Annotated in this window: 13 protein-coding genes and 1 pseudogene; 2 read left to right on the top strand and 12 right to left on the bottom strand. The window is 60.9% G+C overall.

All coding sequences use genetic code 11. The features are described from left to right. The 7 genes from V7M64_RS18255 to V7M64_RS18225 all read right to left on the bottom strand — a co-directional run bounded on the left by V7M64_RS18255 (position 1) and on the right by V7M64_RS18225 (position 6,849). A complete protein-coding gene (locus V7M64_RS18255) occupies positions 1-783 on the bottom strand; it encodes a fimbria/pilus periplasmic chaperone (RefSeq protein ID WP_333681110.1) in 783 nt (260 codons plus the stop codon). A 61-nt stretch (positions 784-844) separates the two neighbouring features. Further along, entirely contained in the window at positions 845-1,333 is a 489-nt protein-coding gene (locus V7M64_RS18250; protein ID WP_333681109.1) for a fimbrial protein, read from the bottom strand. A 72-nt stretch (positions 1,334-1,405) separates the two neighbouring features. After that, complete coding sequence (locus tag V7M64_RS18245; RefSeq protein ID WP_333681108.1) at positions 1,406-1,927, bottom strand: fimbrial protein; 522 nt, start codon at positions 1,925-1,927, stop codon at positions 1,406-1,408. A gap of 9 nt (positions 1,928-1,936) precedes the next feature. Beyond that, positions 1,937-2,443, bottom strand: coding sequence for a fimbrial protein (locus tag V7M64_RS18240; RefSeq protein WP_333681107.1), 507 nt, complete (start codon positions 2,441-2,443; stop codon positions 1,937-1,939). A gap of 145 nt (positions 2,444-2,588) precedes the next feature. Further along, a complete protein-coding gene (locus tag V7M64_RS18235) occupies positions 2,589-5,351 on the bottom strand; it encodes a fimbria/pilus outer membrane usher protein (protein ID WP_333681106.1) in 2,763 nt (920 codons plus the stop codon). A 95-nt stretch (positions 5,352-5,446) separates the two neighbouring features. Beyond that, on the bottom strand, positions 5,447-6,196 hold the full coding sequence (locus V7M64_RS18230; RefSeq protein ID WP_333681104.1) for a fimbria/pilus periplasmic chaperone: 750 nt from the start codon (positions 6,194-6,196) through the stop codon (positions 5,447-5,449). An 80-nt stretch (positions 6,197-6,276) separates the two neighbouring features. After that, complete coding sequence (locus tag V7M64_RS18225) at positions 6,277-6,849, bottom strand: fimbrial protein (RefSeq protein ID WP_333681102.1); 573 nt, start codon at positions 6,847-6,849, stop codon at positions 6,277-6,279. Between the two features lie 792 nt (positions 6,850-7,641). Between V7M64_RS18225 and V7M64_RS18220 the strand changes: the two are divergent. Next, positions 7,642-7,746: pseudogene (locus V7M64_RS18220) on the top strand (transposase); the annotation flags it as partial. 110 nt (positions 7,747-7,856) lie between these two features. Then, positions 7,857-8,132 carry a hypothetical protein gene (locus V7M64_RS18215; RefSeq protein WP_333681100.1) on the top strand — a complete coding sequence of 92 codons (276 nt, stop codon included), beginning with the start codon at positions 7,857-7,859 and terminating at the stop codon, positions 8,130-8,132. A 113-nt stretch (positions 8,133-8,245) separates the two neighbouring features. Here V7M64_RS18215 and V7M64_RS18210 read toward each other — a convergent pair whose 3' ends face one another. From V7M64_RS18210 to V7M64_RS18190, 5 genes are all read right to left on the bottom strand, one after another. Further along, complete coding sequence (locus V7M64_RS18210) at positions 8,246-8,734, bottom strand: tetratricopeptide repeat protein (protein ID WP_333681098.1); 489 nt, start codon at positions 8,732-8,734, stop codon at positions 8,246-8,248. 48 nt (positions 8,735-8,782) lie between these two features. Further along, on the bottom strand, positions 8,783-11,122 hold the full coding sequence (mrcB, locus tag V7M64_RS18205) for a penicillin-binding protein 1B (protein WP_333681097.1): 2,340 nt from the start codon (positions 11,120-11,122) through the stop codon (positions 8,783-8,785). A 361-nt stretch (positions 11,123-11,483) separates the two neighbouring features. Then, positions 11,484-12,317, bottom strand: a complete 834-nt coding sequence (locus tag V7M64_RS18200) for an NAD-dependent epimerase/dehydratase family protein (protein WP_333681096.1) — start codon at positions 12,315-12,317, stop codon at positions 11,484-11,486. Then, positions 12,314-14,047 (bottom strand): hypothetical protein, encoded by a 1,734-nt coding sequence (locus tag V7M64_RS18195; protein WP_333681095.1) that lies wholly within the window; start codon positions 14,045-14,047, stop codon positions 12,314-12,316. Before V7M64_RS18195 ends, V7M64_RS18200 begins: the two co-directional genes overlap by 4 nt. 123 nt (positions 14,048-14,170) lie before the next feature. Then, positions 14,171-15,400, bottom strand: a 1,230-nt coding sequence (locus V7M64_RS18190; RefSeq protein WP_333681094.1) for a TGS domain-containing protein, incomplete at its 5' end; no start/stop codon positions are given.

Raw genomic sequence — 15,400 nt, 5'->3', positions numbered from 1 at the left:
CTACCATGAACCGGGCGAAGCCAGCTTGGCCGTGTGGTGTTGCACGGTGCCAAAATCATCGACGGCGGAAAAATGCACGGATGCTGTGGCCGGCGGCGGATGGCCTAGGCTTTTGAGTACATAACGCGCGGTACTGCCCGGAGCCAGCATAGGCGGTGCGTCGCTGGGAAATTCCTTGCCGTCCACCGCCAGCGCGATTTTGGAGAAGGAAATGTGATAACCACTGGGATTGTGGACTTCCAATGCCTGTTCGCTGCCTTCGGATACCAGTTTCCAAGCAAGTTGCGACGGCGCCTGCTCAGGTTGCCCGACAAGCCTTTCCGGACGGAAGAAAAACTTGATCCGGCTGCGGATGGCAAATTGCAGAACATTCTTGCCATCGGCGTTGGCTGGCCTGGGTGGCACCGACAGCACATTGAGCCAGAACAGCGACTCCTTGTCCGTAGGCAGCGGCTTCCGTTGACCGTCCTCATGCATGTACACGATACGCAACGCCTGGCTCTTGCCGGCGTCCAGGCGGAATATCGGCGGGGTCAGTTGAAACGGTACCTGCATCTGATCGGGGGTTTTATCCACATGCCCGTCGTCGATCCACACCTGCGTCAAGCGTGGCTGCACCTTCTCGTCGTTGTTCAGCTGGATCGTGACTTCGTTCTGCTTCACCGGATAGATCACGCGTGTCGTATTGATCACCACGTCGGCACGGGCCGGCACGCAAACCAAGCCGGCAACGGAAAAGGTAACTGCCACACGCAATAGGCTGGGCAAGAGTCGAGCGGCCATGTCGGGTCCAAAGATCAAAGTGAAGGTGCTTTAGCGTGGAAATCTGTTTGCCGTAGCTAGTTCAGTTGTACGACAGCATCACGGTAACTGTGCTGTCCGCGGCACCTGGACTGACGCTGGGCAAAGTCGAGACGTAACGCGCACGCATCGCATAGATGCCGCCGGTGGCGAGAGGCGCCCAATTCACCAGATTGGTGGTGCTATTGGGGATCACCGTGACGCTGCCGTCCGCGGTTTGCAGTTGAATGCCAAGACCCTTGGCGCCGCCGGGCGCCACGGCAAACAAACCACTGTTATCCGTATCGGCCGTGCCATCGAAGCCCATGTGCAGGGTGACGATATCGGCACTGCAGCCCTGCGAGGTAATCGGTACGGGAACCCACTCGGTGAATGTGCCGATAGTGCGAAAGTCACCACTGTAATGCCGCCCCAGGTTCACCGGGGTCGTGGAGATGCTGCACGAACCGCTGGCGATGGTGCCGTGCACATTGACGATGCCATTGCTTTGGGCCAGCGCCGCGCTGCCGCCGAGGGACAGCAGGAACGCCACGCTGGTAGCAATGCAGCGGCATGTGATAGGGCGGGACGCAGAAAATACATATGGATATGCCATGTCTAATTCTCAGGTATAGGTGACCAACACCGTAATGCTGGCGTCGGCGGTACCGTTGACCATGGCCGCAGCACTTTGTACGTAACGGGCGCGGAAACTCTGCACGCCAATGACATTGACGATGGGCGATATCGTGCTGTTGGGTATGGCTTGTTGCCATACCCCGCCGGAATTGAGGCCTTCCAACTTGATGCCTACGCCGGACGCTCCTCCGGTGACGGCAAACAGCGTGCTGTCGTTGGGATCGGCGTTGGCCATGAAGGTCATCGATACCGTGGAAGCGGTGCAACTGGGATCTGTGGCGATGGTGCCGACGTTTGAGGGCGGTGATGCACTGTTTAAACCATTAAAGACGCTTTGCTGAACGGTGCCGATGGTGAGGGTGGCACTGGAAACGGAGAGCGAACAGGTGCTCCCGGTTATGCTCCCTTCAACATGGATGGTGGCGGTGTCCTGTGCCAGTGCCGCACCGCTGCAAAATGCAAACAGCGTTGCCAGCGCCGCAAAAAATATATGCTTCTGCTGTGTCATGTCGGATTCTCAGGTGTAGGTGACGAGCACCGTAATGCTGGCGTTGGCGTTACCGTTGACTAAGGTCGCGGCACTTTGTACGTACCTGGCACGGAAACTCTGGGCGCCAATGGTATGGACGATGGGGGAGGTCGTGCTGTTGGGTATGGCTTGTTGCCATACCCCGCCAGAATTGAGGCCTTCCAACTTGATGCCTACGCCGGACGCTCCTCCGGTGACGGCAAACAGCGTGCTGTCGTTGGGATCGGCGTTGGCCATGAAGGTCATCGATACCGTGGACGCGGTGCAACTGGGATCCGTGGCGATGGTGCCAACGTTTGAGGGTGGTGATGCGCTGTTTAAACCACTAAAGACGCCTTGCTGAACGGCGCCGATGGTGAGGGTGGTACTGGAAATGGAAAGCGAACAGGTTGCCCCGTTGATGGTGCCGTCGAACTTGATGGTGCCAGTGTCCGCCTGCGCAGTACCCATCGCGACGGTGCTGGTCAGTACGATGCAAGGAATCAAGTATTTCATGATCGTCCTTTATTGGTAATTGACGGTGGCGATGATGGCGTCGCTGATCGAGCTGGCGAGAATGGGGAGGTGGCGTGACACTAATAAGTACCTTTTTTAGTGCGCTTTTGGTTCCAAAATAAATTTGGAACATGAAAGCGTTGGTTCAATTAAATGGGTCCGGTTGAACGTTGTGCGGTAACGGGCTATCGGATTCAGAAGATGTGCCTGAGGTTGCGGATGCAGGTTCCGTCGCACCTGCCATTCGGCAAGCAGCGTGCACCGTCTGCAAAGTCACCTGCCGCCCCTTGGCTGCCGCCGGCAGTTGCACATCGATCCTGCAAGATTCCGCCACGCCCTCACCCCACTTCACCGTCAACGTTCCGGAAGCAGGCAGATCGCGCACGAACAGACGGCTACCCTGGCCGGCCACGCCGATGCTATGACCCTCAGCGTCGAGTACCTCTGCGCCGAACGGCACCGGCTGGCCATCGGGCAGAGTGGTTTCCACCATGACCGCGTGGCCGTGCGTGGTCTCATATTTCAGCTTGACGACCGAACCGGCGCGCGGAGCGACGTTGGCCGTGGTGGATTTCATTTCCAGGCCGGCGTCGGCGCCCTTGGGATCGAGCGCGACCGAGTTGAGCTGATAAGGCATCAGGTTCGGCACGATCGCGTAGCCGCTCCCGTTCACCTTGGCCCCTTGGCTGTTGGCTACGGTGGCACCTGCCGCGTTGGGTGCGTCGACAATGCCGATGGTGTCGCCGCTGGGCGGCCCAAAGGTCAGGCCGCCGCCGTGCACCACCAGACTGCCCGATGCGCCGGCATTGAACTGCTGATAGCCGCTGCCTTGGCTATAGCCGGCTGCCAGCTGCGTCAGCGGGCTGCGGTACTGCGCATTGAGCGAGCCATTGCCGCCGCCGCCAGTCTGGCCTGCGGTGGCGCCGTAGGTGAAACGATTGTCCGCGCCGAGGCTGCCGGTCACCGTGGCCTGGCTGCTGTTGCCACCTTGCTTGGCTCGGTTGATCGTGGCGCTGAGCTGCGGTGCGCGGTCACTGCGGCCCAGCGGCACGCTGACGGTAAAAAGAAAACGTGTGTCACGACGCCCAGTCGTCTGCGCCACATTGAAGTTACCTGGCAAGCCGGGGATCTGGTCGGCGGGTACGCTACTGCCGGGTACAAATCCCTGGCTGTCGCTTATCAGCTCACGTTGTGCGCTGAAGCTGTAGTTGAACGATTTCCAATGATTGGAATAGCCCGCGGAAAAGTTCACCTGCCGACCGCTGCCTGCCCAATAATCGACCACCGACCCTTGCAGAAACAGCTGCCCGTAGGTGTCGCCCAACGACTGATTGATATTCATGTCAAGGCGGCTACGCTGCTGCAACAAATTGCTGGCATAGCCCCTTGCGGCAGCGTCGCGCAACAGCACCGCATCTTGCAGGCTTACATAGCCTTTGGTGGAATACCGATACGCGGCCACCGAGAAGTTGGTGCCGGTGTCGGTGACATTTTTGTTGTATCCGATTCTTGCACTGGTGCCGTTGGTTCGAGCCTGGTTCGGCGCATGGTGGGTGGCGTGGGTGATGTCGGCTGAAAAGGCGCCCACTGAGGTGTTCACGGCGGCGCCTACCAGCGCTGCGCCATAGCCGTTGGCGAACGTGGCGCCGGTATAGCCTGTTACGGCGTTGTTGATGCCCCGCTGAAACGTACCCTGCACGACGTAGGGCGTATCGAGCAGATTCTGTTGCTCCACCTTGCCGGCAGTCACGCTCCAACGGTTTTGGCCGGGGCGCAGCAATTGCTGCACGGAAGAATACGGCACGGCGAAACGCTGCACGCGCCCGTCGGCTTCGGTGACCTCCACATCCAGGTCGCCGCCATAACCGGTCGGATAGAGATCCTCGATGGCGAACGCGCCAGGCGCGACGTTGGCGTCGTAGATCACGTAACCACGCTGGCGAATGATCACATGCGCATTGGTTTCCGCGATACCGCGCACAATCGGTGCATAGCCACGCATGGATTGCGGCAGCATGCGGTCATCGGTGTAGAGGCGCATGCCGCGTATGCGCACGCTGTCGAAAATGTCGCCGGCTGTGAATGTATCGCCGGCCTCCAATTGCGCCCGCAATGAAGGAATATCGTGCTGCAGATAGGTGGCGGTGTTTTGGTAATGCGTAGCACCGCGCTGCGCCCAGCTCAAGGCGCCAAGCGTGTAAAGGTGCCATGAGCCAAGCTTTGCCGACGCGTTGAGGCCAACGTAGCCGGTGGCTTGGCGCTGTCCTTTATTGCTGTAGCTGTACAGGTTGCTGGTGTAGTTAAGGACTCCCGCGTTGATGCCTGCATCCCATTGCGAAGGGTCGACATAGCCGCGCGCAACCTGATTGATATAGATCTGCGGCACGGACAGGGACAGTTCCTGCGTTCCCATGTCGAAATCGGCCGTGGCACCGGGTATGTAGTCGCCGATCGGACCACAAAAGGTCCCCTCTGGCATTTTCTTGAGCGACGGATTTTCCTTCTGCGCAAGCACCTTTTTCAGGTCTACGCCGATACGTATCAGCATGGCCGAGTCGTAGCACGGCTCCGCACTGTCTTTGCCAGGGACGTTGGCGAACACCAGGTCGGTGCGCGCTTGCCACGTATTGTTGAGACGTATGTCGCTGCGGTACGTTCCCGGCAGCACGACGTTGCCCTTTTCGAAACGCGACAAGTCCACCTTGGGCGCCATGCCGGACGGAAAGAAGGAAGCATCGAAGTTGACCGGATCGACCGCCGTGGGCGAAGCCGGCGTAGCTGGCGATACCAGGGCTGCCGCATGCGCCGATGGCGCCAATGCACTCAGGAGCAAGGTAGGCAATAAACGCCGCCGCAACCGGGCGTCCTTGTCGGCAATCAATCCGTTCGCGGCTGCATTGGCCTGCATACAAAAACACTCCTGACATGGCCAAGTCTTCGCTGGCCATTTGTTTTGGAAACTTTATTTAGACGAGATATGAAACTTGCTGAGCCGCATGACACTTATGGCGTGAGCCGCTCCACCATCGTGTTGACAGCACCATAATCACTAATAACGTTGAATTGCGCTCTCACATCGCCTGTAGGCCGACTGGTGAGTTCTTTGACTGGAAATACCGTCGTGCTACCTGGCGCCACCATGCCACCGCCGCGCATCGTGATGCTGCGCTCGCCGAACCTCAAACCCACTTCAGCGAAGTTGACGTAATACGGTGTCGGGTTGGTGACTTGCAATGCGACGCCCTTGCCGCCCTCGCCATCGACTAGCTTCCAGGTGAGCTTATGAGCAGCACCCGCTGCATTCCCAGGCAGGCCCGCAGGGCGAAACAACACCTTGATGCGGGTACGGAAGGCGAATTCCAGCATATTCTGGCTTCCGTCGTTCGCCGATTTCGGCGGAACCTCAAGCACATTCAGCCAGAACAGGCTTTCCTTATCGCCAGGCAGCGGCTCTTTGCTATAGATCAAGCGTACCGATCCACCCTTACCCGCATCGAGGCGAAATAAAGGCGGCGTGATCGTAAAGGGGACCTTAGCGCTTTCAGGCGTGGATTTTTCATCACCCGCATCCAGCCAGACCTGTACCAGCGAAGGTGTACCGCCCTTATTTTCAAGCCCGACGGTAACCTCGCTCTCCTGAGCGGCATACACCACACGCGTACCGTTGATCACCACAGTCGCGTCGGCTCGATTGGCCAATAGCACCGCGCAAAGAAGCGAGGCTGCCATCACATGGCGCAATACATCAGTCATACGTCACCTTCAGTGGATTGAGTACATCGATGGCGGTACTTTGACCGCCATCGATGTCAGCTAGCGTTATTGCAAGCCGATCAGTTGTAGGTCACCGCGTAGACGACGCTGGTGCTGACCTGACCCGGTGTGGCTGCACCGCCAACTGCCAGATACTGGGCGCCGAACTTGATGAGCGCCGTATTGTTGGCAATATCGGGCGAATCCTGCTTGTAGCTGGGATCAGCCAGATCAATCACACCCATGCTATCGGTCAGCTGGACTTGCACGTTGGTGGCTTCGCCAGACAGTGCATTCACTAGCGCGCCCGTGGCTGCGTCGATACGCGGGCTGGAAGTCAGGAATGACATGCTGGCGATCTTGCCGTTGGTGCAAGAACCCTGGCCCGGGCCACCGATTTGAACGCTGAACGGCTTCGGTTTCGCGGTATCGCCGGCTGCTTTCAAGTCTTCGGGCAGAGCGGCGTCAAGCGCAACGGTGAATTTGCCCTGGCCGCCATCGGTACCACCACCGCCGGTCACGGTGCAGGTGGTGTCGTCCACCGAACCGGTGAAGGTGATGGTGCCACCGTTTGAGGACGCAGCGCTGGCAACGCCAGCAAAGGCAATACCCATGGCGATGGCAACCGCGGAGGCAAGCTTGATGTGCTTCATACTTATCTATCCTTAAGTTAGATCACTGAGAAGTTCGCCAGTTGGCGAATGCTCTTTGTCGGCCGCAGGGTGACGTACGACAAAGGTGAGGTGGATCACACGCCTGCAAGCGCAGATCCAAAGCTGGAAACAAATTGACTCCCAATGCCCGCGTCTCTTGCCGGACATGCTTTCGTTGAGCCAACAGATGTTGCGCGACGATCCATCCGTAACTGCTTCAACCGCGCAAGCGAACAAAATGCTTGCAAATCTTAGAGATTGTTGAATACCGGCCGGAATCGGAATAGCCCGAAATTTTTCTCAGACAATGTCTCAAGTCCACTTACGCCTACGCCCGCATGTGAAGTCTCCCAGACTTGCGACGAACAGCTGCTTCAGATTTTTCATCTCGACGCGCATTCTTGTTAACTGCCAAGAGGAGCCATATAGAAATCATTTGAAATCGCTTTACCCTGCATCACCATGTGTTACGCCGCTGGGCGAGTCGACCAGCAATTGCCTACGCGGAAGCAGCTTTCTTTCGGACTGAGCTCCGTCTTCGCCCCTCTGCTGTCCAGCACATTGCACTCACGCAGAGAGATGACTCTGACTACTTGAAGCGTCACGGAAACATCCATGCCTCAACTTTCGCCATCGGCATAAGTATCTGCATAGACCGCGAGCTAAGGGGGTACATGTTTATTCGATCTTGCGGGTCGTGCGATGTCGCTCCCGCTTCCCTGCTGCACCCCGTAATTTCGTAGACATCCGATTAGCGTCTATTGAGGATGGGAGGATCTATGACCGGACAAACGTTTCACCGACGCGTTCAAGGCTGAAGCAGCCAAGCAAGCCGACGAACGCGGCCATTCCGTTTCGAACGTTGCAGAACGCTTGCGAGTGTCGACGCATAGTCTGTGGGCGCGTGGACGCAGGCCATCAGGCAGGCAGCACTCAGAAGGCCGATGATGTGGCCCAAAAATGCACAGGTTCGTTCCGAGCGGCGTCGCGTCGGAGATCTGCCCTTCATGACGGAAGCCGACGAGTGCATCAACAAAAAGCGCGTTGAACGGCCAATGGGCAAGCATGGCCTGCGTTCGGTTCGCTCGCCGCTGAGCGACGCTACAACGGTGGAAAGCCGGCTGTGGCTACATCCCACCGATTGCAGCGTCAGTTCATCGTGGATGAGCCGAATCGAGCATAGTGACCGAGGTCAGCCATCTGCGCGCCGCAGAGGGTTGGCTGCGTTGGTCATGGACTTGTTCGCGCGGTCATTGAGCGGGGCGATGGAATCCGTCTATTGAAGGCGGCACGCATCGGCTAAAGCAGCACGCCGGGATAACGCGTTGGACTTCTGTTGCCCGACCGGAACACCCACGTTCGTCACCCTTCTCCAGGGGGAAAAGCGGTCACCGCCTCAAAGCCGCTGGATCCCCGGTTCCCGGCATTCGCCCACCCATTTGCTCGCCGACGCTGCACCAGCCTCATCATGGGCCTGCTGGCGAATCTCCACGATGGTCTGCCAGTTGCGCGCGCACAGCGGCCCCTGTTTGGAGCCCAAGGTCCAGGATTGATGTGCGAGTTTTTCCGCAAGCTGGAAATCGCCCATGTAGATGGCGACTTCGGCGCGATCCTGCAGCACGTCGGGCGCATCCGGGGTGCGCTTGAGCGCCATGTCAAGCTTGGCGGCAGCAGCCTGGTAGTTGCCATTGCGCTCGTCTTGCTTTGCCGCGTCCTGCAATGCGACTACACCTGGGTCGACCAGCGGATGCACATTGATCACGGATTTGTCGCGCTCACCGGCGGCGCGGATTTCATTCACCATCGCGACGCTGGATTTGCCCGGCGGTGGCCTGGGCGCTTCGGGCGCAGGCTGCACGCAGGCGGCGAGGAGCAGTACAGGCACGAGGAGGCCTGGAAGGCGGAATGAACGGAACGGCATGGTCATGCTTGGCTATTGCTGGCTGGTCGTGGGGGTTGGCGATTCGGCCGAGGGTTGGGAAGCACCCTGGCCGCCGCCGAACAGATTACCGATTTTTTGCCAGAAACACCCTTCGGAATCCGTGGAAAGGCTGCCCGCGATAACCGGTACCTGCTTGGCGCCGGAACATGCCGGATCGCTGCGACGGCCGTCGGCGGGGTTGACCCAGGCCATTTCCAGGCCCTCCCCTGCCGTAGCCGGCAGCGGCACGGTGGGCAGTTTGCGGAACAATTCCTGCCATGCGCGCAATGCACCGGTGGAGCCCCACAGATGGCTGGGCTTGTTGTCGTCGCGGCCCATCCAGAACACCGCCAGGCGATCGCCGGTAAAACCGGCAAACCAGCTGTCACGCAAATCGTTGCTGGTGCCGGTCTTGCCAGCGGTATGCAGGTAGGCGAGGCTGGATTTGGCCAGCGAACTCGCTGTGCCGTACGTAGCCACTTGCTGCATCGCCCATGTCACCAGGCGCACGGCAGGTTGGTACTCGCCCTTGCCGCTTTCCACCTCATAACGTTTGATGGTGTGGCCATTGCTGTCGACCACGCCACTCACTGCCAACAGCGGCAGCGCGTGGCCGTCGGAGGCGATGTATTGATAAAGCTGCGCCACCTGGATCGGCGCGAGATCAACCGCACCGATCAACAGCGACGGACCCGGCTGCACATTGCTGAGGCCAAACGATTCCAGAAATGCCTTGATGCGCGGCAAGCCCACTTCCAGGCCCAGGTGAATGGTGGCGAGGTTCCACGAATTGGCCAGCGCATCCACCATCGGCACCATGCCGTGGCTCTGGTTGTCGTCGTTGTGCGGCGTCCACCAGCTACCGTCGGGTTGCTTCATGCTGACCGGCGAATCGTCCAGCTGTGTGGCGAGATTCCAGCGTTCCGGATTGGTCAGCGCGACGAGGTACACGAACGGCTTGATGGTGGAGCCGATCGGCCGGCGCGCATCCAAAGCGCGATTGAAGCCCTGGTCGCCAGCAATCTTGCTGCCGACCACGGCCAGTACGCTGCCGGTTTTCGAATCGGTGACGACAGCCGCGCCTTGCGTGTCTTCGGCACGCTTGCCGAGATTCTTGATCGCCGTGTCGATCGCCTGCTCGGTGTATAGCTGCGTGGCGGGATCGAGCGTCGTGAAGATCGACAAATTGCCTTGCTTGAGCGTTTCTTCGTCGAAGTCGTTGGTGATCTGCTGACGCACCAGTTCCATGAAGGCAGGAAAGCGGTTATGCGGCAATTGGCCATCGGGGATCACGTCCAATGGTGTCGCTTTGGCCGCACGTGCCTGTTCCGCCGACAACAGTCCGGTGGTGACGAACGTGTCCAGCACCAAGTTGCGTCGCGCCAGCGCACGGTCAGGGTAACGGCGTGGATCGAACTGGCTGGGGCCTTTCACCAAGCCGACCAGCAAGGCGATTTCCTGCGGACGCAGAAATTCCAGCCGGCGCCCGAAATAGAATTGCGAGGCCGCGGCAAAGCCATGCACCGCCTGGTCGCCTTGCTGGCCGAGGAACACTTCATTGATGTATGCCTCGAGAATGCGCGCCTTGCTGTAGTGCATCTCCAGCAGGATCGACATCAGCGCTTCGTTCAACTTGCGTCCCATGGTCTGTTCGCGATTGAGGAACAGGTTGCGCACCAACTGCTGCGTCAGCGTGGACGCGCCTTGCACGGTATGGCCGGCACGCAAATCGGCGAACGCGGCGCGCAGGATGGCGGTGAAATCGACGCCGATGTGATGCTTGAAGTCACGGTCTTCCACCGCCTGCAAGCCGGCGATCAGCAACGGCGGTAAATCGTTCAATTGCACATAGGTGCGATCTTCCTGCTTGGCGCCGTAGACGGTGGCGATGCGCGCGGGGTCCAGATGCGTTTCGCTGAGCGCCTTGCCGGAAGCCAGATCGGTGACCGACTGCACCATGCCGTTGCCCAGCGCGACGCGAATATGTTTGGGCAATTCGCCACCGTCGGGTCCGGCGTAACCGCGCGAGGAAATCACATAAGTACTGCCCCTCTTCGCCCAGCTGCCAGGCACGTCACCGTGGCCGTCGTTGGCGTAGCCGGAGAAGGCGAGCTCCACTTCCAGCGCGCCGGGCGTCATCGGTACGTAAGGCGCCAGCCGCAACGGCTGCGAATAGACGCGCGTCGGTACGGCAAAGACCAGGTCGCTGAAACGGTCCTGCACGCGCTTGTTGAGGATCAGCGAATACGGCAGCAGGAAACCGAATAGCAGGCCCGTGCAAATCCAGAAGGGAATGCGCATCCACGGCCAGCATGCGCCTGCGATCGAACGGAGTCGGCTGAGAAATTCCAACGGGGCGGTATCCATTGCAGCAAGCCGAATCGGCAATGTCCGAGATCATAGGGCTCGTGACCCGGCGGCGGGATGAATGCGGGCCTGCCGAAAATGGCATGACAGGGTCATTTCGGGGATGTTGCGCTGGCAATCGGGGGAAGCAGAGCCCAAGGGATGCTCTGACCTATTCCATGCAGCCGGCATGACGCCCAGAAGGCCGCAGGGTGTGTCGCGTGGCGCAGGGCAGACTGGCTGTCTGTTCAAGCCGCGCGGCGCAGCCTGCGGGCCTTCCGGACGTCACCCCGTCTTTAAAATTCAATAGGACGGGCCGCACTGTATGCGGTGGCGGGTGCATGGAATGGATCAGAGCATCCCTAGCCTAGGAGCGCCAGCAATCCGCATCCGGGCGGAACGGCCGCGGCTGCACCCCCAGCAAGCGCGTCATTTCCGTGTTGTCCGCCACCAGGTCTGCCTCCAGGCGGCTCAAGGGACCGCGCAGGCCAGCGACGCTGCGGCGGCCCAGACGCAATAACCACGCCGGCAACGGCAAGGGCAGCGTATCGACGGGCAGACTGCGTCGCACGCGTGCAAACAGTTCGCCTACCGTCAATTGTTCGCCGCCGCCGATGGCGAGGACCTTCCCGGCCGACGCGGGCTTGTCCAGCGCCGCGAGGGCGGCATGGGCCAGATCCTGCGCATGCACCGGCTGGCGCATACCGCCGGCCGCCGGTAACGGGAACACCTTCAGGCGCATCGCGCGCTGGGCGATCGGCGTTAGGCTTTTATCCATGCCCGCGCCATATATAAGCGTGGGCCGCAGCACGGTCCAGGCGCTGCCGTGGCGGGCACAGGCTTCGGCCAGTTCCGCCTCGCTGTCCCGAATCAACTGGGAGAGATCCCGTTCGACGGAGACTTCCGATGCACGCTTGCTTTCCGCGCTCATCGAACTGACCGCGATCACGCGGGGCGCGTGCGGCAACGTCGCCGTACTCAGCCATTTCGCAAACCAGTTCAACGGGCCAAAGCTGACGATGGCCGAGACGTCATCCACCCTGGGTACGGCATCGGGCAATTGCCCGCTCAGCCACGTCACGCCATCTGTTGATGCATGTGCCGTGCGGCTCAACACCATCACCGGCTCATCACGCGCGGCAAGCAATGGCAGCAGGTAACGGCCGATCTGGCTGCTGCCACCAAAGACCAGTACCGTCATCGATTGCCCTGCATGCGCGCCATGATTTCCCGTATGCGCGGATCGTCCGGTTGCAGTTGGCGTCCTTGCTCCAGCGACCCGGCCGCGTTGTCGCGATCGCCGCTTTCCAATTGCTGTTCGGCCTGATCGAACCATGCATTCGCCAGCCGCTGGCGTGAAATGGCAATGGCTGCATCGCCCGGTTCGAGATTGCTGAGCGCATCGAGCAGGCTGTTGGCTTTCTTGAGGCTGCCGCTGCGCAAGGCGTTGTTGAATTGCTGCTGCACTTCGCCCGGCAATGCTTGCAGGCCAGCCAAGGCTTGCTGGTTATTGCCATCGATGGCGAGCGCACCGCGATAAAGGTCGTACGCGCAATTGCCGGGCGGCGTCATGATGTCGCCACGTGCGGCGGCCTGCTTCGCGCGGCTTACCATGTCGGCCACCTGGATTTCTTGCTGGCCGGTGAGCCGTGCGACGGGAAGCGGCGCGCTATCGTCTTGCGGCGGTGCCGCTTGCTGCGCACTTGCCGTGGCTCTGTTGCCGGATGGCGGTATCACGGGCGGCGCCGGGGGCTGTCCCAGACGTGCACGCGCTGCGATCAGGTCCGCCGAACCGGGAGCAAGCGTGTCGGCCTGGTCCAGCAACTGCCGCGCATGATCCGCATCGCCCGCATCGATCGCTGCACTGGCTTGCACGACCAGCGCCTGCGCCACTTGGCCGAGCCCGGCCTTTGCCTGCGCGTTATTGGGATCGATCGCCAGCGCAGCCTTGAAATGCGCAAGCGCGGTGTCGGTGCCGTCGCCGTCGATGTGTCCCGCGCGCAACGCATCGTTGCCCTGGTTGATGGCGTCCGTGAGCGCGCTATTGGCCTGTGCCTGCAACGCGGACAGCGAGGCCCGCAACGTCGGCAGCTGCGCGTAATTGGGCAATACCGTGGCAAGGCGATCGATGCCGGCCGAAGCAGTGGCAACGTCGTTCGCGCTCAAAGCCTTCTGGATTTGCGCCGCCATCGCGTCGCCAACCTGGTCCATGCCATGCCGCGCCACCGCGTTATCCGGCTCCGCGGCCAGCACGCGTTGATAGAGCGCCGCGGCGCCGTCCGGTCCATCGAGTTTGTTGTCGCTGAGCGCCTGCTGCGCCTGCGCGATCAAGGTATCGGTCTTGCCGGATGACACTTGCGCCTTGGCGATGGCTTGGGTGAGACGATCCACGTCACTTCCGCCGCCGAGCAACTCGCGCGCATTGGTCAGCGCCTGCGAGGCTTCGTCGATCCTGCCAGCCTGGAGCGCCGCATCGGCGCGCGCGATTTCGGCACGGCCCACGTCATTGAGACCTTGCCGCGCGGCATCGTTGTCCGGTTCGAGTGCGCGCGCCGCTTCAAACAATTCGCGCGCACTGGTGCCATCGCCACCATCCAGGTGCCCTTGCTGCAGGGCGACTTGTGCGCGATGCAAGACGTCGTCGAAATCGGTACGCGGCACCAGGTTGCGCAAGCGGCTCTCGTTGAACCACAGGCCGCCGACCGCCGCGAGCAGTACGACGATCAGCACGATCAGGAACCAGTTGGGCTTTTTGTAAGGGCTTTTGACTCCCGAGCCACGGCGATACGCCGGCTCAACCTTGATCGGTGGCAGCCCATCATCGGGTGCAGGCGCATGCGGCCGATCCAGCTGATCGAGGTTGCCCAGCTTCGGTTCGGTACGGCCATTGCCATTATGGCCCGGGTCGTTCAGGTCGCGGTTTCGGCTCATGGCTCGTGAGCTGGCAGGTCAAGGCGTTCAGCTTAGCATTGGGTGGATGACAGGCGCGGGGAGCGAAAAGTTGCGTTCAGCTGTTACTTCCCCTGCCCACCCTGGGTGAAGGAAACAAAAAAGCTACCCCGCCCCGACCCTGCGCGCCTCCACCACGTTCGGCAGCGCCGCCAGCCGATCCAGCAAGGTGGACAGCTGTTCGAAATCCCGCACGCGCAGGGTGTAGCGCATTTCCACTTCGCCGGTGCGCGGAAACAGGCGGCTGCTGGAGGCGAGGATGTGGATGTTCGCATTGCTGATCACGCCCACCACGTCCTTCTGCAAGCCTTTGCGGTCGTAGCCATTGAGCTGGATGGTGACTTCGTAGGCCTGTGCGTTGGCCTGGCCCCAGCTCACCTCGATCACCCGGTCCGGATCGCGCCGCGCCAGCCGCGCCAGGCTGGCGCAGTTGGCGCGATGTACCGATACGCCCTTGGTCCGCGTGATGAAGCCAAGCACCGGATCACCGGGCAACGGCTGGCAGCACCTGGCCAGCACGGTAAGCAGGTTGCCCACGCCTTCGATGGTGATGGCGCTATGGTCGAACACGGTGTGGCGCGTTGCGGGCGGCGGCGTGGCGGGAACCGGCTCGGCAGGCTGTTGGGATTCCTGCAGCACGCGCGCCACCTGGCCGGTGCTGATTTCACCCAGTGCAAGCGCGACCAGCAATTCGTCCTGGGTCTGCAGATGAAACAGCACCGGCAGCTTGGCAATGTCCACATCCGGCAATGCCAGGCGTTTCAATTCGCGTTCCAGCAACGCGCGGCCCGCGGCGAGGTTGGCTTCGTGGGCGCTGCGCCGGAACCATGCGCGCACCTTGTCGCGCGCACGGCTGGTATGCAGGTAGCCATGATGCGCCGAGAGCCAATCGCGCCGCGGCTCGCCGATCCTGGCGGTGAGAATCTCCACGCGATCGCCGCTGTGCGGTTGATGGGTCAGCGGCACGATGCGTCCATTGACCTTGGCCCCGCGACAGCGATGGCCCACTTCGGTGTGTACGTGATAGGCGAAGTCGAGCACGGTCGCGCCGTGCGGCATATCCAGCACTTCGCCTTTGGGCGTAAGCACGTAGACGCGATCCTCGAGCAGCTCGGTCTGTAGCTCGGCAGCCAGTTCGCCATCGTCGTTGCGCGGTTCCAGCAGCCTGCGCATCCAGGCGATCTTCGCCTCGAAATCCGCATCGCCGCTGCCGCCCTCCTTGTAGCGCCAATGCGCGGCCACGCCCAGCTCGTTGGCGCGATGCATGTCATGCGTGCGGATCTGCACTTCCAGCGTCTTGCCGTGCGGGCCGATCACCGCGGTGTGCAGCGAGCG

The sequence above is a fragment of the Dyella sp. genome (genome assembly GCF_036746095.1).
Taxonomy (GTDB): domain Bacteria; phylum Pseudomonadota; class Gammaproteobacteria; order Xanthomonadales; family Rhodanobacteraceae; genus Dyella_B.
This window is presented reverse-complemented; position numbering and strand designations above follow the sequence as displayed.